We start from the raw sequence: 20,488 nt of genomic DNA, 5'->3' as shown, positions 1-20,488 counted from the left end.
GCTCACTCCGCGCCCCCCGGAACCTCGGTCGGCATGCCGAACTGGGTGTGGAGGAACTGGTTGATCTGCGCATCTGACAAGGTGCCGTTGAACAGCCACACGTCATCGACCTGGCCGGGCCAGTACCCGCCCCAAGCGCCGGCTGACCGTCCACGCCCCACCGAAACCGAGGCACTGGCAGAGAAGACGTCGACGTTCTCGATCATGGGGTTCACATCGGCGTCGTTTCCGTTGACCACCAGGCGGGCCGTTCGACGCGCCGCGTCGTACACGACCGCCAGGTGAGTCCAGTCGGTGGCGGACAGTTCCGAAGTGTCCACCGCTTCAGCCACTGTCGCGCTCGAGCCATCTGCGTCGCGCATGATCAGCCGCCAGGTCACCCCGGCAGGTTCCCCCTCGGCATCCGGTATCCCGGGTTCCGCCTCAACCAGCACGGCAGACTCGCTCGACCCGTTGATCGCCGCCACGGTCGCGGACCCGTCGAGTTCCCCGGCCGCCTGCGCCCACCCAGTCAGGGTGAACGAGTTCGAGGTGTCCAGCGGCACGGAAGACGTGGCCGCGTATCCATCCACTCCGTCCAGCACAAGCGCCTGCTCGTCGACCCACCATTCCTGGTTCAGCCCGGCGCCCGCGGACAGCGTCAAGGACGGACCCTGCCCGCCGGTCGTGTCGACCTCACTCGCGACCGTGACCGGCGACGCTGTGGGGTCGACGGTGGTCGGCTCGAACGACCAACGCGCCGCGACCGACGGCCGGGCGTACGCAAGCGCAGCAGCCTCCCCGACGGGCACCATCCGGTCATAAAGGTTCACACCGTCGACTCTGCCCGGCCAGAACGATGTCGGGTTCGCGGTTGCCGAGTAGCGGCCAGCTCCGATGGTGACGGGACCCAGCTCAGAGACCGGGTCCGAGAACGATCGCGGTGTGCTTGGCACACCGTCGACGTAGATCAGCAACTGGTTTGTCATGGAGTTGTGCACGCCCACCAGGTGGGTCCATCGCCCGGTCCGCACAGGCACGTCCGATCCGACGCCGATGATCGCCAGGTCCGAGGTGTACCGGCCGAACGCCCAACGATCACTGCGGCCGTCGGCTGAACCCGTGTAGTAGAGCTTGTAGTCCATGTAGTCCGGTCCGGCCTGCGAGACCACGACTGCCTGCCCAGGCGTCTTGGTATCGAGGTACGCCCATGCCTCCACGGCGAACGAATACGTCGTGGCAACCCGTTCGGAGGATGGCGCCATCCCTGAATCCCCGGCACCGTCAAGCAACAGCGCGTCACCGTCAACACGCTCGCCCGCCGGCATCGAGGCGACATGGGCGTCCCCGGACAGCGTCAGCGGACTGTCGGCCGCCGCACCATCGAACCCCCACATGGAGACCGGGGGCCGGCCCGATCCGATCCGCACCTGGTAGGTCGCCGTCGTCGACTTGTTCCCTGCCGCGTCCAGCGCCTGCGCGTTGATGGTGTAGACGCCTGGTTCCGAGGGCATCAAGTGGAAGCCCGCTTGCGCCGCGGTCACCTCCCGGCTCGACCCGGTCGGCTGCGCGTTGACTTCGTACCGGTACTTGACCACGTCGCCCGAGGTCGTCGAGAAGTCGAAGCCACCGGACTGTCCCACGCCGTCCAGCCACGGGTCCTCCGGGTTCTCCGGGTCGGACGCGGGCCACCGAGCGGACGTGATCGTCGGCTCCTTCGGCCGTGAGGTGTCGTACACGAAGTGACACCGCCAGCCGCTGTCCGCATACGACCACTTGCTCGTGTCGTGCCCGTCCCAGACGCGCACCGCCCACCGCAACAGCTTGTTCTCCGGGATCTCCGCCTTGGGCACCTGCACGCTGAACGCCGACCCATTCGCCTTCGAACTCGACGGCACCAGTCCCGAGGTCCACACCTGGTTGTTGTTCGTGTCGGTGATCGTGAACCGCACCTGCAGTCGGTCCCCGTCCGGGTCCGTGGCCTGCGAAGCAACCAGCTTGTCGATTTGCCGGATCCGCGGTGCGTCCCCCGACTTCGCGCAGGAGCCGCCGGGGTTCATCGACAGCTGCGTCGCCTTGATCCGGTTGGGCGCACGGTTGTACTTCACCCGCACGTAGCCGTTGCGCGAGAACTTCTTCCAGTACGACTTGTTGGTCTCGGAGTACGCGCGCATGCCAAGCGTCAGGCGCCCCCAACGGTTGTCGGCGAACTGCTGCACCGTGTCCCGGATGCCGAACTCCGCGTCCGCCGCGCTGTTGCACGTGGACTGGTTCCCGCCGTAGTGGAACGAGTCGTGCGCGATCAGTTCCTTCCAGAACGTCGAGTTGCTCGTCTTGTTCCACGACGTGTTGGACGAGTTGATCGCCCCCACACGCCACAGGTCGACACGGTGGTTCGAGCACACCGCGGAGTGCGTGTTCTTCACCACGAACTCGGCGGACAGGATCCTGGTGCCCTTGAACCGCGACACGTCGAACTGGTACATCAGCCGGTAGGTCGACCCGCCCGGGCAGTCCGACCAGCCCGTGCACGTGCCCAGGCCCTGTGTCGACTTCCCGTTGAACTTCCAGCCCATGTTGTCCGGGTACGACTTGTTCGGCGACGCCCACGCTCCGGCCTTCGGCGTGTGCCACTGCGGATCGATCACCACGGGGAACGTCGTCTCCGGGTCGTTCAGCAACCCCTGGTCCGGGATCAGCGTCAGCCGGTCGCGCTCCGCCGAGACCTCGACGCCAACCTCGGCGAACGTGTCGGGATCGCCATGCTCGCCCGCCGCGTCCGCGGCGGTGTCCGCGCTGCCGGCACCCGAAGCGCTCGTCCGAAGGGAGGTCGCCTCGGCGGACTCCCCGCCGGCCTGATCCGGCTCCTCGGCAACCGTGTCCCACATCGCCGCCGGCGGAGCCGCGAACACCACACCGGCCGCGCCCTGGTCCCGGGCTTCCAGCCCGCCGTCCTCGGTCTCCGAGACGTCGAGCCCCTGGGTCTCCAGGGAGAACCGGATCTCGGCCAGCTCCGGCGATGTGGCAGCCTCGGGGGTCTTCACCACGAAGTACGAGGCATACCCGTCTTCCGTGGCCGTCATCTGCAGGTCCACACCGTCCAGTACCTCGCTGTACGTAGCGGTGTCACCGTCCAGACCGGGACTCGGCAGCGGCTCCGGCCACGTCAGCTCGACCACGCGGCCCATCCGGTCTATCCGCACCAGCGGCCCGTCGCCACCGGCGGAGAACTCGACATCCACCGTCGAAGCCACCGGTACCACCACGCCGTCGGCCTCCCGCAGCGTGGTGTCCACGCGGACCCAATCACCGTCGGCCCGCGTCCACTGCGGAACCACGAACGAACGCCCCTCCAGGGTGCCGTCCGGCTGCGCCCAGACCTCGCCCTGCTCGGAGCGCTGAGCGACGACCTCGACCGCCTCGCCAGTCTCCGCTGCCTCGGCCAGCGCCTCCGACTCGGCCTGTGAGACCGCCTCGATGTCCTCGACCGGCTGCGACCCGTCACCCGCTCCCTCGAGAACCGGCCGACCGTCGTCCGCCAGCCCGTCCCCGGTCGGACCGTCCTCGGCCTCAGGCCCTTCGTACACGGGATCTGTCACCGGCAGTTCATCCGCGAACGCCGGTGTCGACACCGCCGGCACCAACACCACACCGAACAAGGCAGCGACGGTCACGAACGCCGCCACGAGAACAGGCCACCGAACCGCCATCGAACGTCGAACCGCCACGACTGCTCCATTTCGCTCTAACAGGACGACACTCGCGGAGCCGCCGGACCGGCAGACAACTTACCCAGGCTCAAGTAGGGCTCGTCAACGTTTATCCCTATTCAGGCCACGATTTCACCCACAACAGGGCAAGGTGCCACGGCCAGGAAAGCTGCCGGCCAAGTCCCGTCCATCGACAGGTCACCCACGCGACCGGAAGCCCCGTCGAGCACCCTGAACCATGCCGACGGACAGGCACTCACGCCCCCGGCCGCACCAGCCCCGTCTCGTACGCCGTCACCACGGCCTGCACGCGGTCACGCGCCCCCAGCTTGGCCAGGACCCGCCCCACGTGCGTCTTCACGGTCGCCTCGGCGACGTACAGCTCCGCCGCGATCTCCTGGTTCGACCGGCCGCGCGCCATCAGCACGAGCACCTCGCGTTCGCGCTCGGTGAGCGCGCCCAGCGCCAGGTGCGCCTCCGCGCCGTGCGGATCGGTCGTAGGCAGCGCGGTGACCAGGTGCTCCAGCAGCCGCCGCGTGGATGACGGCGCGATCACCGCGTCGCCCCGGTGCACCGTCCGCACGGCGGCGAGCAGTTCCTCCGGCGGCGCGTCCTTGAGGAGAAACCCGCTGGCGCCCACCCGGATCGCCTCGAGCACGTACTCGTCGAGGTCGAACGTCGTCAGCACGACGACGCGCGGTACGGCACCACCTCCGCCGTCGCCCCCCAGCAACCGTTCCGTGGCCTGCAGGCCGTTGAGGTTGGGCATCCGCACGTCCATGAGGACGACGTCGGCCGGGGTGGCGGCGAGGAGGCGCAGTGCCTGGAGGCCGTCACTCGCCTCGCCGACGACGGTGAGGTCGGGCTGCGAGTCGATCACCATGCGCAGTCCCGCACGGACGAGCTGCTGGTCGTCGACGAGGACGACGCGGGTCGGGGCGGCGGTCTCGGTCATGACTCCTCGTCAGTCGCTGTGCGGGCGGAGCTGCCCGCCGTGGCACCGGTCGTCGCGCCAGGTGGCGCTCCGTCGGGAGCGTCCGCCGGCGCGCCGTCGGCCCCGGGCGTGTCAGCCGGTGTCTCGTGCGGCGCGAACCGGAGATGCCCGGCGCCGGACGGCGCGGCCGGCACCGGCACGACGAACCGCACCTGGAACCCGCCCCCGGACCTCGCGCCGGCGGTGAGCGTCCCGCCGAACAGCTCGGCGCGCTCCCGCATCCCGACCAGACCGTACCCCGCGCCGGGGGCACCGGGCCGGTTGTTCGAGGCGAGCCCGCGCCCGTCGTCGGACACCTTCATCTCGATCTCGCGTTCACCCCAGCGGATCAGGACGGTCACCCGGGGGTCAGGTCCGGCGTGCTTGCGCACGTTCGTGAGGGCCTCCTGGGCGACGCGGTAGATGTTGAGCCCGATGCCTGGCGGCAACTGGCGCTCCTCGCCGATCCGGGCGTAGGAGACACGCATCCCGTCGGATCGGGACTGCTCGACGAGCGCCTCGATCTGGGTGACGTCGGGCTGCGGGGCGATCGGAGCCGGCTCGGCGGCGGAGCCCGTGGCGCCCGGCCCGTCCGACGACGCCGGTGCGCCCGGCGCCTCACCCGGTTCGGGCGACGTGCGCAGCACCCCGAGGATCTTGCGCATGTCCGCCAGAGCCGCACGACCTGTCTCCGCGATGGTGTCCAGGGCACGGCTCGCCGCCTCCGGGTCGGCCCGGGCGGCGTAGCGGCCGCCGTCGGCCTGGGCGATGACGACCGACAGGGAGTGCGCGACGACGTCGTGCATCTCCCGGGCGATGCGCGCGCGTTCGGCCCCGGCCGCGATCGTCGCCTGCTGGGCGCTCTCCAGTTGCAGCCGCTCCGCGCGATCGCGCAGGGCGTCCAGCATGGCCCGCCGGGACCGGCGGAACAGGCCCAGCGCCCAGGCGGTGCAGAAGATGAGGAAGGCGAAGGTCCCCGCGGCCTCGGCGCCGCCGCCGGTGTCGCCGGTCAGAAACTTGGTCTCCAGGTAGAGCAGGAAACAGCCGGCCGCCGCCGCGATGATGCCCGCCCGCGGTCCCCACCGCGGCCCGTAGGCGGTCAGGCCGTAGAGGGAGTAGGGAAGCATCAGGTCGGCAGGGAGCATGACGGGCACCCCGAGCCCCATGTGGGCCAGCGCGAGCACCACCATGGCGCCCGTCGAGGCGACCGGCCGGGTCCGCACCCAGGCCATCGGCACCATCATGAGCGCGGACCACACGGCGGGGAACCATCCCGGCAGCCCGGATGCCCAGACCATCGCCTCGGTGGCGCCGACCGCGGCGACGAGCACGAAGCCCCCGAGGACCACCGCCACGGTCACGTCGGTGGCGAAGCGATGGCGCTCGAACCACCCGGACACGCGTTCGTACAGACTGGGGCTCTCCACGGTGGCCAGCGTATGGCGAGCCGTTGACCGGCGCGTCATACCGTGGTAGCAATTTGCCTGGACACGGGGATGATTCGTACGGTTCGTGGCGGGTTCGCCGAACGAGTCGCCGAACCGATTCGTCAAACCACTAGATGTACCCCTGCCCATGGCAGCCAGGACGCGCGTTATGCCCTACCATGGCGGAATGACTCACGTACTCCTAGCCGAGGACGACCCGGCCATTGCCGAGCCGTTGGCGCGTGCGCTTACCCGTGAAGGTTACGACGTCGTCGCGCAAGGAACCGGCAAAGGTGCGATCGAGCACGCGAGCGGCGCGGACATCGTGGTCCTGGACCTGGGCCTGCCCGACATGGACGGCTTGGACGTCGCGCGGGAGATTCGCGGGAGCGGGCTGACGGTCCCGGTCCTCGTTCTCACCGCTCGCGCCGACGAGGTCGACCTCGTCGTGGGCCTCGACGCCGGCGCCGACGACTACGTCACCAAGCCCTTCCGCCTCGCAGAACTGCTCGCGCGCGTGCGGGCGCTGCTGCGCAGGACGCACGGCGAGACCGGCGAGGAGGAGGAACTGCACGCACAGGACGTGCGGGTGGACGTCTCCGCGCACCGCGCCTTCCAGGGGGATCGTGAGCTGCATCTGACCACCAAGGAGTTCGACCTGCTCCGGGTGCTCGTGCAGAACGCCGGCTCCGTCGTCGTCCGCGACACCCTGATGCGTGACGTGTGGGGCTCCGACCCCGTCGGCTCGACCAAGACCCTGGACATGCACGTGTCGTGGCTGCGCCGCAAGCTCGGCGACGACGCGAACGCCCCGCGCTACGTCTCCACGGTGCGCGGCCTCGGCTTCCGCTTCGAGATCGGAGCGAGCTAGCCACATGCGCCACCGCATCGTCCAAGCGACGATGGTCGCGGTCGCGGTCGCGGTTCTGCTGCTCGGGGTTCCCTTCGCCATCTTCGGCGCCCGGTTCGTCTACGACACCGAGGTCAAGCGCATCGAGCAGCGGGCCGTCACCTTCGCTGAGGACGTCGCCCGTGAGGTCTCCCGTGCCTCCTACGAGGAGGGCGAGCTTCCCGAGGCGCTCCTCGCGGAGGCCGTGCAGCCGGCCGAGACCGAGACGCCGGCGCACGTGACGGTCAGCCTGCCCAACGGAACTCTCCTCTCGCGGGGGGAGGCGCCGACCGGCCCCGTGATCGACGCCGCCTGGGCCACCAAGACCCGCCCCTTCGTCGGAGTCAGCATCGAGGTCTCGGCCTGGCCCGCCTACATCAAGTCCGGTCAGCTCGTCTTTCTCATGCTCGTCGGCAGCGCGGCGGCGTTCACCGCGGGCTCCGTGACCGCCGCCTGGCAGGCCGAGCGCCTGTCCCGCCCGTTCGTCTACCTCTCCGGGGCCGCCGAGCAGCTCGGCGCCGGACAGGTCCGGCCCCGGCTCGAGCCGTCCGGTGTGGAGGAGATCGACCTCGTCGCGGCCGAACTGGCACGGAGCTCGGACCGCCTCGCGGCCCGCCTCGCCGTCGAACGGCAGTTCACCTCCGACGCCTCCCACCAGCTCCGCACTCCGCTCACCGCGCTCACGATGCGACTGGAGGAGATCACCCTCATGTCCTCGGAGCCCGAGGTGCAGGAGGAGGCGCGCATCTCGCTGGAACAGGTGGAGCGGCTGGTCGGCGTGGTCGACGACCTCCTGGCCCGGTCACGCAAGGCGCAGGGCGGCACCACCGAGTCCGTCGACCTCGCGGTCGTCTTCCGGCAGCAGCACGAGGAGTGGCGCGACACGTTCGAGTCCGAGGGCCGCACGCTCGTCGTGGAGGAGCCCGACGGCGAACGCGTGCTCGCCACTCCGGGCGCACTCGCTCAGACCTTGTCGACGTTGCTCGAGAACTCGCTACGACACGGGGACGGCACGACGACCCTGCGGTCGCGCCCGTCGGGCACGCGCGGCATGGTCGCGGTCGAGGTCACGGACGAGGGCGAGGGCGTGCCGGAGGACATGGTCGGCCAGATCTTCGAACGGGGCGTGACCTCCGGCAACGGCACAGGCCTCGGGCTGGCGCTCGCGCGGGACCTCGTCGCGGCCGACGGCGGGCGCCTGGAACTCAGCCAGCGCACACCTCCGGTGTTCTCCGTGTTCCTCGCGGGCGTGCCACGCACCTACGACCCTCAGGCGGTGCTGCCGGTGGGATCGACGGTGTCCTCCGCGGAGGTGGGCAGGCGCCGCCGCTGGGGCCGCGGCTGAGGCATCACTCGGGAAGGGCCCCGGCGCTACCCGCCCGGGTGGATCATCGTCATCCCGGCGACGGTCGCGCTGTCGAAGCGCGGCAGCAGGTCGGCCGCCTCGGTGAGGCCGATCACCCGTTCCACGAGGTCGTCCGGGCGGAGCCGGCCCTGGCCGATGAGCGCCAGCATTCCCGGGTAGTCGGCGGCCGACATTCCGTGGCTGCCGAGGAGGTCGAGCTCCCACCCGATGACGCGGTCCATCGGGACGCGCGGGTGCCCGTCGACGGGCGGTAGCAGCCCGATCTGCACCTGGCGGCCGCGTCGCCGGAGGCTGAGGATCGCGTCGGCACAGGTTCGCTCCCCGCCGACGGCGTCGACGGCGACGTGACTGCCCCCGCTCGTGAGTTCGTGGACGGCGTCGGGTACCCGGGTCACGCCGTCGGACACGACGACGTGCTCGGCGCCGAGCGACCGGGCGGCGTCGAGCGCCTCGCGGTGACGGTCGACGGCGATCACGCGCGCGCCGAGCGCCCGCGCGATCATCACGGCGCTCAGTCCGACACCGCCCGCGCCGATCACGGTGACCCACTCGGACTCGCGGACGGCGGCACGGCCGGCGAGGCCGCGATAGGCCGTGGCGAAGCGGCAGCCGAGGGCGGCGGCCGCGTCGAGGCCGACGGTGTCGGGGACGGCGACCAGGTTGGTGTCCGCGGCGTGCAGGGCGACCTTCTCGGCGAACGATCCCCAGTGGGTGAAGCCGGGCTGTTCCTGGTCGGGGCAGACCTGCGCGTCGCCCTGGGCGCACCAGGCACACCGTCCGCAGCCGCACACGAACGGGACGGTGACGCGATCGCCGACGCCCCAGCGCTCGACACCGGTGCCGACCGCGGTGACGACACCCGCCAGCTCGTGGCCGGGCACGTGCGGGAGGGCGATGTCGTCGTGGCCCGCCCAGGCGTGCCAGTCGCTGCGGCACAGCCCGGTCGACTCGACCCGGACGACGACGCCACCGTCGGGCGCAACCGGCTCGGGAACGTCCCGCACCCGGGGCGTCGCGCCGACGGCGTCGAAGATCACTGCGCGCATCGCGGACTCTCCTGGACGGCTCGCGGAATGAACCACCCAGGCTACCGGCGCCGAAGCCGGCCCCACGACGAGGACCGCCGAGGTACGTGCTGCGCGGCAGCTCGCACCTCGGCGGTTCCCGGTCCGGTCACCATCTCGGCGGTTCCCGGTCCGGACGGCGTGTCACTCCGCTCCGAGGGCCTCCACCGGGGACGCCTTCAGGGCGCTGCGGGCCGGGGCCACCGACGCGACGAGGCCTGCGACAACCGCGACGACCAGGACGACGCCCAGATCGAGCCACGGGACCGTGAGCGAGACCTCGCCCATGATGGACAGCGCCGTCAGCGCTCCGGTCCAGCCGTAGGCGAGACCGAGCACGATACCGAGCACCGCACCCACCCCGGCGATGAGCATGCCCTCGACCGCGAGCATGCCGCGCAGCTGCGACTTGCTCAGGCCGATCGCCCGCAGCGTCGCCGACTCGCGCCGGCGCTCGATCACGGACAGGGACAGGGTGTTGGCGACGCCGATCACCGCGATCACCACCGCGACCGCCAGGAGACCGACGACGATCCCGAGCATCACGTTGATCACCTGCTCGAACTGGGCGCGCTGAGCGGCGGGACCCGTGACGAACACACCGTCGTCCGACATGGCGTCCTGGACGTCGGCGAGGGCGTCGGCGGGTTCGGCCTCCGGGGCGAGCGAGGCCCACACCCCGGCGAGCGCCGCGTCGGGATCGAGCCGGCGGAGGTCACCGAGCGTGACGAAGCTGGTGAGACCCACGTTGCTGGTCTCCACGACCTGGAGTGGCACGGTCTCGCCACCGGTACCGGTCGCGTCGACGGTGTCGCCCTCGGCGAGATCCAGGTTCTCCATCTGCCCCTCGCTGAGGAGCACGGTGCCCGGTTCGAGGCCGTCGGCGGCGGACTCGTCGTTCACCGTGCCGCGCAGGTCCTCGATGTCGGCGGCCTGCAGGTAGAGGTACTCCCCACCGGGCAGTTCGGCGTCCGCGGCGTACACCTCGGTGACGGTGCTGACGGCCTCCACACCGGCGATGTCGTCCACCGCCGAGGCCGGGACGTCGCTCGACCCGGGCATGACCATGATGTCCACCGGGAACGTCTCGTCGAGGGTCGAGTCCGCGGTGCTCCGGGCGGCAGCGGCGCCGGTGGTCATGGTCATGATGAGCGTGACGCCGATGAGCAGCGCCGTGGCGGTGGCCGACGTACGGCGTGGGTTGCGCAGCGTGTTCGCGGCCGCCAGGCGGGAGGCGGGCCCGGTGCGTGCGACGATCGCCCCGAGGAACGCGGCGACCTTCGGCAGCCAGAACACCGTCCCGACGATGATGCCGATGAGCGAGAGCGCCCCGCCGAGGACGGTGGCCGCCAGCCCGAGGTCGACCCGCCCGTCCGCGCCGAGGTAGACCCCGAGGCCCACGAGACCGGAACCGCCGAGGACGGCGAGAGCGGAGAAGATCGCCCGTACCCGGCCGGCGCCCTTGCGCACGCTCAGGGTCTCGGCGGGCCGCAGCGCGGCGAGCGGTGCGACACGCGTGGCGTTCCTGGCGGGGGCCAACGCGGCGACCAGGGTGACGACGGTACCGACCGCGAGCGGGATGAGCACGACCTGGGGGGTGAGGCTGACGATGGTGGGCAGCGGCACCCCGATGTCGAACTGCGGCGCGACGAACAGTGCGGTCTGGGCGAGCAGGACGCCGGTCAGCACGCCGCCCAGTGAGGCGAGCACGCCCAGGACGGCGGCTTCGAGCAGCACGGACCGGTAGAGCTGGCCTCGCCCGGCACCGATGCAGCGCAGCAGCGCGAGCGTCCGGGTGCGCTGGGCGACCAGTACCTGGAAGGTGTTCGCGATGACGAGGCCGGCGACCAGGAGGGCGACGGCGGCGAACGTGAGGACGAAGACCAGGAAGACCAGGTCCTCACCCCCGGTCCGCTCCGCGCTGACCCGCTGGGCGTGCTCGTCCACGGTCACGACGGAGTGGTCTCCGTCGCTCACCACCGCGGAGTTCAGGGCGTCACGGACCGCCTGCGTGGGCTCACCGCCGGCGAGGGCCGACGGGTCGAGAACGGCGGCGATCTCGAAGGGATCGCCCGGTACGGGCTCGTCACCCCACTCCTCGATGTCGGCGGCCGTGGCCACGACGGCGCCGCCGCTCGCGGCGTAGGCGCCGTAGGGGTCCTCGGTGACGCCGACGACGCGGACGGGCTCGGAGACCTCCTCGCCGTCGCCGGTCTCGGGGTCGGTCTGCACCCAGCGGTGGATGTCGATCTCGTCGCCCACCGCGACGCCGAGCCGTTCGGCGACGCCGTCGGGCACCGCGATCTCGCCGCGTTCGGACGGCCACTTGCCCTCGGTCAGGTCGAGCGGCATGAGACGGTCGTCCTGGGGACGGGCGACGCCTTCGGCGTATGCGAACTCGCCGTTCTCGGCGAGGTTCAGGTACGCGCTCCGGACGGCGTCCGCGGCGACGACGCCCTCGGTGCCGCGCACGGCCTCGACGTCCTCCCGCCAGTCGTTGCCGGAGGTGGTGACCAGCACGTCGGCGTCGGCGTAGCGCGCGGCGATCGTGTCGTAGGTGGCGCGGGTGATGACGTTGCCGGCCAGGAGCGTCACGGCGACGAAGGCCGTGCCGATGAGGATCGCGATCCCGGCTGCGGTCAGGCGGCCGGCGCTGCGGCGCATCTGCGCCATCGTGTACCGGACCGTGGGCAGGTCGTTGCGCTTCGGGGGCGAACCGGCGACGCCGGAGGGCGACGTGCCCGGGGCGTCGGTGGACGAAGTCGTCGTGGTCGTGGTCATCGCGCACCAGCCCCGGGAACGACCGGCGTGGTGCCCGTCGACACGTTCGGCTCCAGCGTGCGCAGCGCGTCCAGGCCGGCCAGCGCCGACTCGGGCGTCGGGTCGCTGATGTCACCCGCGATCCGGCCGTCGGCGAGCAGGACGACACGGTCGGCGTAGGCCGCGGCGGCGGGGTCGTGCGTGACCATGATGATCGTGCGGCCGAGCTCGCGGACGCTGCGGCGCAGGAAGCTCAGCACCTCGGCGCCGGACCGGGAGTCGAGGTTACCGGTGGGCTCGTCGGCGAAGACGACGTCGGGCTGCGCGATGAGCGCGCGGGCGATCGCGACGCGCTGCTGCTGGCCGCCGGACATCTCGGCCGGACGGTGCGTCAGTCGCTCGGTCAGACCGAGCGTCTCGACGAGGGTGCCGAACCACTGGCGGTCGACCGTGCCGCCGGCCAGTTCCACGGGGAGCGTGATGTTCTGCTCGGCGGTGAACATCGGCAGGAGATTGAACTGCTGGAAGACGAAGCCGACACGGTCGCGGCGCAGCTTCGTCAGGGCGCTGTCGTTCAGGGCGGTGACGTCGGTGGTCCCGACGAACGCCTGCCCCGACGTCGCCGTGTCGAGGCCGGCGAGCAGATGCATCAGTGTCGACTTGCCCGAACCCGACGGGCCCATGATCGCCGTGAACTCGCCGGCGGCGAAGTCCACGTCGACACCCGCCAGGGCGTGCACGGCGGCCTCCCCGGATCCATAGGTCTTGGTGAGGTCACGCGCCCGGACGGCGCGGGTGCCGTCGACGGGGACGTACACGGTGGTGTCCACGGAAGTTCTCCTCGGAACGAAGGGATGTTTCAAGAACACCTCGGAATCTACGGATCGGGCCGGTGGTCCCGCGTCGTGCGAGAGGATGGTCCTGTGCGGACGCTGTGTCATACCCAGGTCGTACAGCCACCCTGAGTCCGTGGGTCCGACGACCCGGGGTCTTCCCCGACCACCGAGGTCGCAGGCGGTGACGCGGACGAAAGCCGGTGGAGAACACCGGTCGTGCACAGGGCCGCGGGACGGCCCGCTCGCCCGCGACAGCCGTCGGGCAACGTGGACGCCATGACCGTCCGCGTGACCGTGCACCCCGGGGAGGACGTCGAACTGTCCGACGGCGTCTCCCCCGCCACCTTCCGAGAGCCGCTCGCCGCACTTCTCCGCCGCCCGGAGCTGCTGCGGGGCGCCCTCCTGGCCGACGGCGCCTCCGTCCCCGAGGACGGCCGTGCCGGAGAACGGCCACTGCTCCCCGGCGCGACGCTGGCGGCCGGGCGGCCGGTCCCGGCGCCGGGACCGGCCGCCGCCGCGGTGCTCCGCGCGTCGTGGATGCTGACGAGGACCGAAGGAGCGGCGGCGGGTGTCCTCCTCCCCGTCACCGGAGGACTGGTCCGTGATGTCCGACGCCTGATCGACCGGAGCGGCCACGGCATGCGGCGCCGTCACGGACTGCGCCTGCGGCGCGGTGGTGCGGGCAGAGTCCTCGCTCCCCCGCGATCATCGGCCGACGTGACGTGGCTCCTCAGCCTCCTGCCCGTACTCGCCTCGGTCGGCGTGGCCGTCGTTCTGCGACAGCCCGTGTTCGCCCTGTTCGCGCTGCTGGGTCTCGCGGCGGTGCTTCCCCAGGTGCTCCGGCGACGCAGCGCACCGGCCGGAACGGCCGGCGCGCTCGCCGGCAAGGCCTACCGAGCGGGACCCGATGCGCTGCTCGCCTTCGCGGTCGCCGCCCACCAGGCCTCGCCGGGTACCTGGCGCGCGGCCCGGTCCGCCTGGTCGAAGGCGGGGCCCCGTCCCGGCTGGCCCGGCGGGATGTGGGACGAGCTCCTGGGCGACGGGTCCGTGGCGGTCGTCGGCGCACCGGATCCCGCGCGCGCCGTGGCCCGTGCCGTCGTCGCCGACCTCCTCGTACACGGGCGGCCGGTGCTGGTGCTCGGAGCCACGCACCACTGGGCGTGGTGCCGCTGGCTCGCCGCCGACCATGCCATGCTCCCGGCAGAGCCGGACGCGGCTCTCGCCGGCCGCGCTCCCCGCCTCACCGGCACGGGACTCACCGGCCCGGGACTCAGCGGCACCGAGACGGACGACCTCCCCGTCGGCCCGGTCCTCGTGGTCGACCACGGCTCGCCCGACGACCATGCCACCGCGCGTCGCGCGGTCGCCCGGGGCGCCGTCGCAGTCGTCCTCGGTGCCGTCGCGGGATGCCGCACCGTCATCACCGTCCGGGACCGCCACATCCACGTCACGGGACCGGAGGGAGGCCGACGGACCCTGCCGCTCGTCGGCGTGACGACGCAGTGGGCGGAACACTACGCCCGGCTCCTGGCCGGCGCCCGGCACCTCGGCCGGACGCCGGCCACGCTCAGCGGTGCCGCCCGTCCCACGGACGCCGTGAGCAACCTGCCGGACGACGTCCCGCTCGGCGGCCTGCACGACCTCGACGGTGTCGCGGCGGGCGTCACGGGCCACCGCGGCGGCAGCTGGGCCGTACCCCTCGGCCGCACCACGACCGGCACCGTCACATGGGACCTGGTGGCCGACGGACCGCACCTCCTCGTCGCCGGCACCACGGGCTCCGGCAAGTCGGAACTGTTACGCGCCCTCGTGCTCGGACTCGCCCTGCAGCACCCGCCCGACCGGCTGATGCTCGGCCTCGTCGATTTCAAGGGCGGTGCCGGGCTCGGCCCTCTGACCGATCTGCCGCACGTCGTCGGACACGTCACGGACCTCGATCCGGTGCTGGCGGCACGGGCGCTCGAAGGAATACATGCCGAACTACGACGCCGCAAGACGGTCCTCGCCGACCATGGCGTCGCCGATATCGCGGCGCTGGCAGCGGGCACCATGCCGCGCCTCGTGGTCGTGGTCGACGAGTTCCGCGCCCTCGCCGACGAGCTGCCCGGCCTGCTTCCCGACCTGGCCCGGATCGCCGCACAGGGACGATCGCTCGGTGTGCATCTGGTCCTGGCGACCCAGCGACCGGCCGGAGCCGTCAGCAACGACGTACGTGCGAACGTCACCGCGCGGCTCGCCCTCCGCGTCACGGATCCGCTCGAGTCCCGCGACGTGGTCGACTGTCCCGATGCCGCGTCGCTCCCCGTCGCTCGCCCTGGACGGGCGATCCTGCGGATCGGGTCAAGCTCCCCCGTCGCGCTGCAGTGCGCCCACACCGGTCCGGGCGAGACCACTGCGCCGGTCCGGCGAGCCACGCCGTGGGGGCGGAGCCGCGACGAGAGGGCGGACAGGGCGTCCACGACCATGTCACCGTCCGGAACGCGCCGGTCTCGTGCCGAGCCCCTGGGGCCCACCCATCTCGTCGCGGCGATCCGCACGGCCTACGGTGGTCCCGCGGCCCACGCCCCGCTCTGGCAGCCGCCGCTTCCCGAGCGTGTCACTCATGCCGAGCTGGCCTCTGCAGAACACCGGCCGGCGCCCGGGCTCCTGCTCGCGCTCGGCGATCTCCCGGGCCAGCAGCGCCGCACGGCGATCCGCTGGGACCCCGCTGACGGCAACCTCGCCGTGCTCGGCCGCGCGAGATCGGGCCGCTCCACCGCGCTGGCCGCCTTGGCGCACGGGGCGCGGATGAGCGGCATGAGAGTGGGAACCGTCACGCCCGGCTCGCCGTCCGCCCCGGAGGCCGATCTCCTGCTCGTCGACGATCTGGAGGCCGTTCGCTCGGTCCGGCCGGGCTGGGAACCACCCTCCGGCGTACCGGTCGCCGTCTCCACGCGCCACCCCGGAGTCGTCCACTCCCTGGGCGTCGGTCCACGTCTCGTGATGCTGAGCCGCGACCGCGCGGACGACGTCGCCCTGGGAGCCCCCGCGACCGTCGCGGGTTCGGGAGGCGTCCCAGGGCGTGCCGTGTGGTGCGGTCCTACCGGCCCGGTGCTCTGTCAGGTCGTGCTCGACCCGGCGCTCACCTGAGCCACCACTTCTGGTTCGCGCCGCCGTGGCACTCCCAGATCACGAGCTTCGTGCCGTCGTTGCCGTTCCAGCCCTGGACGTCCACGCACTTGTTCGCGGCAATCGACACCAGGTCACCGGCCCCGGACAGGACCCACTGCTGCGCGACGTTCCCGTTGCAGTTCACGATCTGCACGGTCGTCCCGTTCGTGGGATCGCCCCAGGCGAGGTCCATGCACATGCCACCGGCACGCACCGTGCCGTCGGAGTGGAACGTCCACCGCTGGGCGCCCGTACCGTTGCAGGTCCAGATCTGCAGGGGCACGCCGTCGGAGAAGTTGGAGTTGGGCACGTCGATGCACTTGCCCTCGTACCCGACGATCTCTCGGCCGCCCCCGCCGCCCCCGGTGGTGGTGAGGCTCAGGTTGTAGTTCGCCAGGATCGGGTTGATCGGCTGGTAGATGAACCGGCCGTTGCTCGAGCAGTCGCCGATCCGGCCTGAGGTCACACCCTGCGCCTGGTCACCCGAGATCACCGAGCCGCCGGAGTCGCCTCCCTCGGCACAGGCCGAGCCGGTCGCCATCCCCGGGATGTCGCCGTTCCCGTAGTTGATCGTGACGTTCTTCTCCTGGATGACGCCGCAGCGCCAGCCGGTGGTACGGCCCGACCGGCACACCGAGGCGCCGATCGGCATCTCGTTCGAGCCCGCGACCGCGACCGTGCCGCCCCCGTAGTTGTTCACCGCCGGAGTCGGTGTCCAGTTGCTGTTGGTCCTGACCCACGCCCAGTCGCGTCCCGGGAACTGGGAGCCGGCGTACGTACCGAGCGCGGCACCGTCGGGCGCGTTGACCGCGTCGCCCGTGTTCCCGCAGTGGCCGGCCGTCACGAATCCGCCCGCGACGGCGAAGCCGATCGAGCACAACGTCACGAACCCGTCACCGGTGGGCCGGTGGAACTCGTTGCCGCCCACGATGTCGCGCGCGGGTACGGGAGCCGTCTCGGAGTGCCGCACCCGCACGACACCAGACGGTACGCCCGCCGACTTCGCCAGAGCACGCGCGGCGTCGGCGTCGGCGGCCTCGATGACGAGTTCGTTGGCTTCCGGGTCGGCGTACCACGCGTGAACCGACCGGGGCGCTCCGATGTCGTCGAGCGCCTCCTTCCACCGCGTGAGGTCGTCGAGTCCGTGCCGCACGACGACGGCCTCGGCACCCGTCTCGCGAACCGCGTTCGCCGCGGCCTTCGTCGTGACGGCCACGTGGACAGCGTCACCGCTCTCGGACACCCAGGTGCCCGCGTAGTCGTCGCCGAGCGACGAGGCGAAGTGCTTCTCCAGGCCCGCTGCGCCGGCGTCCAGCGCGAGCCGTGCGGGAATCTCCTCGGGCGTGAGGCCGAGATCCCGCTCGAACGCCTCGACCTGCTCCGGCGCGATGCCCGTCAGGCCCGGCGCGGGTGCCGGAGCGGGCTCGGCCGGTTCGGCACCGGTGGCTGGGGCGCCGACGAGTGTGGCGCCGACGAGTACGGTCGCGACAGCCCACGGCGTCAGCGCTGTCACAGGCTTGCGATAGGAGTTTCTCGACGATCTGAGCATCTGCTACTCCCTCGATGGGGCCCGGCCGGAGCCGGGGTGTGGGTGAGGAACACGGCACGCGGACGTGACGACGTCGTCACGCGCGCACCGACGATGCGAGCAACATCGCCCGCATCGCATGAGGGCCACCCGCGATGCTAGTGATGACTGATCCGTTGCTGAACAGTAACCAAGCGAAGATGTGGGAACCACCTAGTCACGACGTCACGGGCGGACGAACCCGGGCATAAGCGCTGGTGAGGCCCTGGCGAGAGGTCAACAGGTCACGGTCCGGCGTCAAAAATCCCCACCGATTGACACCCCGCACGCACCCCCGTTGCATGGAAGGCAGGTCACGGGGCTCACGGGCCCGACCGTTCGCCGGCGGTGCGGGGCGCCACGACATCGTGCGCCGGCCCCTCCGGCGAGCACATCTGCGAACGACCTAGGAAGGCTCAGGCTCGAAATGCGAGTAGATCGAAAGTCGGCCGGTGTGGTGGCTTCGGCCGCTGTGCTGGGGATGGTTCTGGCGGCGTGTGGTGGCGGTAGTGGTTCTGGTGATGCCGGCTCCGAGGGTGGCGGTGATCAGGTGGAGGTGTTCACGTGGTGGGCTGCGGGTTCGGAGAAGGCGGGGTTGGATGCTCTGGTGGGGGTGTTCCAGGAGCAGCACCCGGACATCGAGTTCGTGAACGGTGCGGTGGCTGGTGGTGCGGGGTCGGCGGCGAAGGATCTGCTGCAGACGCGTCTGCAGGCGCAGGACCCGCCGGACACGTTCCAGGCTCACGCGGGTGCGGAGTTGCAGGACTACATCGATGCGGCTCAGATCGAGGACGTGTCGGGTCTGTACGAGGAGTTCGGGCTGACGGACGCGTTCCCGGCGGATCTGGTGGAGCGGCTCTCGACCGAGGACGGGGCGATCTACTCGATCCCGTCGAACATTCACCGGGCGAACGTGTTGTGGGCCAATCCTGCGGTGCTGGAGGATGCGGGGCTGGATCCCTCGGGTGAGTACGAGGACCTGGATGCGTTCATCGCGGATCTGGAGGAGCTGGACGAGGCGGGGGTGACGCCGATCTCGGTGGCGACCACGTGGACGCAGGTGCATCTGCTGGAGACGGTGCTGCTGGCCGATCTGGGTGCGCAGGCGTACTCGGGTCTGTGGGACGGGTCGACGGACTGGTCCTCGGATGAGGTGACCGGTGCGTTGGAGGACTTCGAGACGATCATGTCGTTCACGAACTCCGACCGGGACGGTCTGGACTGGCCGGAGGCCACTCAGCAGGTCATCGATGGTCAGGCCGCGTTCAACATCATGGGTGACTGGGCGGTGGCCGCGTTCGAGGAGCAGGACAAGGAGTTGGGCACCGACTTCGTGGCCGTTGCTTCTCCGGGTACTGCCGGCACGTTCGACTTCCTGGCCGATTCCTTCACCCTGCCGGTCGGTGCGCCCCACCCCGAGGGCACCAAGGCGTGGCTGGAGACCATCGGGTCCCTGGAGGGGCAGACCGCGTTCAACGCCGCCAAGGGCTCCATCCCGGCACGGACCGATGCCGACCCCGCGGACTTCTCCGAGTACCAGCAAGGCGCGATCGAGTCGTTCGCGAACGACACCATCGTCTCCTCCCTGGCACACGGCGCCGCGACCCCGGTCGCGACCCTGAACGCGATCAGCGACGCCACCAGCAAGTTCACCACCGGCGCCTCCGACCTGGACGCCTTCCAGACCGAACTCGCCACAGCCACACAAAGCTGAGACGACCGACCCAGCACGACCCGCAAGCCCGCCGGGCGTAACACGGCGGCGCAGGACCTCCGGGTGGCTCCCACGACGGCGCCCGGAGGTCCTGCCCGGCCGCGGCCTTCCCCGGCGGGCTTCGTGGCGGGTGCATCGACCTTCGAGGAAACCCATGTCCAAGACCCTGCGGCGGGTGGGGCCTGCCCTGCTTCTGCTCGCTCCTTCGTTGCTGCTTCTGGGGGTGTTCGTCTACGGGCTGATCGCGGCGAACTTCCAGATGTCGTTCACCGACAACCACACCGCGGCCCAGGCCACCGGCCAGCAACCCGCGGTCACCGTCTGGTTCGACAACTACCTGACCCTCCTGGCCAGCGAGGACTTCCAGCACTCCCTGACCAACCTGCTGCTGTTCACCGGCGTGTTCCTCGCCGGCACCATGCTCATGGGCTTCGGCTGGGCCTGGCTCCTGGAAAAACCCGTCAAGGGCGAAGGCTTCTTCCGCTCCATCTACCTGTTCCCCATGGCCGTCTCCTTCGTCGCCTCCGGCGTCGTATGGCGCTGGCTGCTCAACTCCAACCAGGACCAACAAGCCTCCGGCCTCAACCGCCTCTTCCAGATCATCGGCCTGGACTTCCTGCAGAACAACTGGTGGAACAACGTCACCCTCGGCATCACGGCCATCGCCATCCCCGCCATCTGGCAACTGTCCGGCTACGTCATGGCCCTGTTCCTGGCCGGATTCCGCGGCATCCCCCACGAACTACGCGAAGCCGCACGCATGGACGGCGCCAGCGAACTCCAGCTCTACCGCCACGTCCTGTTTCCCCAACTGTCCCCGGTAGCCCTGTCCGCACTGATCATCATCGGACACATGTCCCTCAAATCCTTCGACCTCATCATGTCGATCTCCAAACCAGCCAACTACCAGACCAAAGTCCCCGCCGTGGACATGTTCGTCTTCAAATCCAGCTTCGACTACGCCAACGCCGCCGCCGTCGGCGCCATCCTCCTGATCATCGTCGCCGCCATCATCATCCCCTACCTCATCCACACCCACCGGGAGGAAAAGCG

The 20,488-nt window shown here is 70.9% G+C and carries 12 protein-coding genes; 5 read left to right on the top strand and 7 right to left on the bottom strand.

What is annotated here, in order from left to right:
• Positions 1 to 2 precede the first annotated feature (2 nt).
• From J0911_RS21060 to J0911_RS08895, 3 genes are all read right to left on the bottom strand, one after another.
• Positions 3 to 3,578: a LamG domain-containing protein gene (locus tag J0911_RS21060; RefSeq protein ID WP_207275119.1), complete on the bottom strand. Its 3,576-nt coding sequence runs from the start codon at positions 3,576 to 3,578 to the stop codon at positions 3 to 5.
• 367 nt (positions 3,579 to 3,945) lie between these two features.
• A complete protein-coding gene (locus J0911_RS08900) occupies positions 3,946 to 4,644 on the bottom strand; it encodes a response regulator (RefSeq protein WP_207275117.1) in 699 nt (232 codons plus the stop codon).
• Positions 4,641 to 6,089, bottom strand: a complete 1,449-nt coding sequence (locus J0911_RS08895) for a sensor histidine kinase (protein WP_307864993.1) — start codon at positions 6,087 to 6,089, stop codon at positions 4,641 to 4,643. Before J0911_RS08895 ends, J0911_RS08900 begins: the two co-directional genes overlap by 4 nt.
• A gap of 187 nt (positions 6,090 to 6,276) precedes the next feature.
• Here J0911_RS08895 and J0911_RS08890 point away from each other — a divergent pair, with 187 nt between their 5' ends.
• Positions 6,277 to 6,960, top strand: a complete 684-nt coding sequence (locus J0911_RS08890; protein ID WP_192862964.1) for a response regulator transcription factor — start codon at positions 6,277 to 6,279, stop codon at positions 6,958 to 6,960.
• Positions 6,961 to 6,964: 4 nt separating this feature from the next.
• Positions 6,965 to 8,323: a sensor histidine kinase gene (locus tag J0911_RS08885; RefSeq protein ID WP_207275113.1), complete on the top strand. Its 1,359-nt coding sequence runs from the start codon at positions 6,965 to 6,967 to the stop codon at positions 8,321 to 8,323.
• Positions 8,324 to 8,349: 26 nt separating this feature from the next.
• Here the strand turns inward: J0911_RS08885 and J0911_RS08880 are convergent, their stop codons facing one another.
• From J0911_RS08880 to J0911_RS08870, 3 genes are all read right to left on the bottom strand, one after another.
• Positions 8,350 to 9,390, bottom strand: a complete 1,041-nt coding sequence (locus J0911_RS08880) for a zinc-dependent alcohol dehydrogenase family protein (RefSeq protein WP_207275112.1) — start codon at positions 9,388 to 9,390, stop codon at positions 8,350 to 8,352.
• Positions 9,391 to 9,552: 162 nt separating this feature from the next.
• Positions 9,553 to 12,189 (bottom strand): ABC transporter permease, encoded by a 2,637-nt coding sequence (locus J0911_RS08875; RefSeq protein WP_207275110.1) that lies wholly within the window; start codon positions 12,187 to 12,189, stop codon positions 9,553 to 9,555.
• Positions 12,186 to 12,998, bottom strand: coding sequence for an ABC transporter ATP-binding protein (locus tag J0911_RS08870; protein ID WP_192862968.1), 813 nt, complete (start codon positions 12,996 to 12,998; stop codon positions 12,186 to 12,188). Before J0911_RS08870 ends, J0911_RS08875 begins: the two co-directional genes overlap by 4 nt.
• A gap of 282 nt (positions 12,999 to 13,280) precedes the next feature.
• On the opposite strand from J0911_RS08870, the gene J0911_RS08865 reads away from it, so the two are divergent.
• Complete coding sequence (locus tag J0911_RS08865) at positions 13,281 to 16,133, top strand: FtsK/SpoIIIE domain-containing protein (RefSeq protein WP_207275107.1); 2,853 nt, start codon at positions 13,281 to 13,283, stop codon at positions 16,131 to 16,133.
• Here J0911_RS08865 and J0911_RS08860 read toward each other — a convergent pair.
• On the bottom strand, positions 16,126 to 17,667 hold the full coding sequence (locus J0911_RS08860; protein ID WP_307864992.1) for a ricin-type beta-trefoil lectin domain protein: 1,542 nt from the start codon (positions 17,665 to 17,667) through the stop codon (positions 16,126 to 16,128). The genes J0911_RS08865 and J0911_RS08860 overlap by 8 nt on opposite strands.
• 481 nt (positions 17,668 to 18,148) lie before the next feature.
• Between J0911_RS08860 and J0911_RS08855 the strand changes: the two genes are divergently transcribed.
• Together J0911_RS08855 and J0911_RS08850 are read left to right on the top strand one after the other, a co-directional pair.
• Positions 18,149 to 19,435, top strand: a complete 1,287-nt coding sequence (locus J0911_RS08855) for an ABC transporter substrate-binding protein (protein ID WP_207275104.1) — start codon at positions 18,149 to 18,151, stop codon at positions 19,433 to 19,435.
• Between the two features lie 154 nt (positions 19,436 to 19,589).
• On the top strand, positions 19,590 to 20,488 hold an 899-nt coding region (locus J0911_RS08850), incomplete at its 3' end, for a carbohydrate ABC transporter permease (protein ID WP_207275019.1).

The sequence above is a fragment of the Myceligenerans salitolerans genome (genome assembly GCF_017349295.1).
Classification (GTDB): domain Bacteria; phylum Actinomycetota; class Actinomycetes; order Actinomycetales; family Cellulomonadaceae; genus Myceligenerans; species Myceligenerans salitolerans.
Note: the sequence above shows the minus strand (reverse complement) of the source record. Positions and strands in the feature narration are given on the sequence as shown.

Coding starts and splice junctions, on each gene's coding strand:
- J0911_RS08875 (WP_207275110.1), bottom strand. CDS start 12,189: ATGACCACGACCACGACGACTTCGTCCACCGACGCCCCGGGCACGTCG.
- J0911_RS08855 (WP_207275104.1), top strand. CDS start 18,149: ATGCGAGTAGATCGAAAGTCGGCCGGTGTGGTGGCTTCGGCCGCTGTG.
- J0911_RS08880 (WP_207275112.1), bottom strand. CDS start 9,390: ATGCGCGCAGTGATCTTCGACGCCGTCGGCGCGACGCCCCGGGTGCGG.
- J0911_RS08885 (WP_207275113.1), top strand. CDS start 6,965: ATGCGCCACCGCATCGTCCAAGCGACGATGGTCGCGGTCGCGGTCGCG.
- J0911_RS08865 (WP_207275107.1), top strand. CDS start 13,281: ATGACCGTCCGCGTGACCGTGCACCCCGGGGAGGACGTCGAACTGTCC.
- J0911_RS08900 (WP_207275117.1), bottom strand. CDS start 4,644: ATGACCGAGACCGCCGCCCCGACCCGCGTCGTCCTCGTCGACGACCAG.
- J0911_RS08890 (WP_192862964.1), top strand. CDS start 6,277: ATGACTCACGTACTCCTAGCCGAGGACGACCCGGCCATTGCCGAGCCG.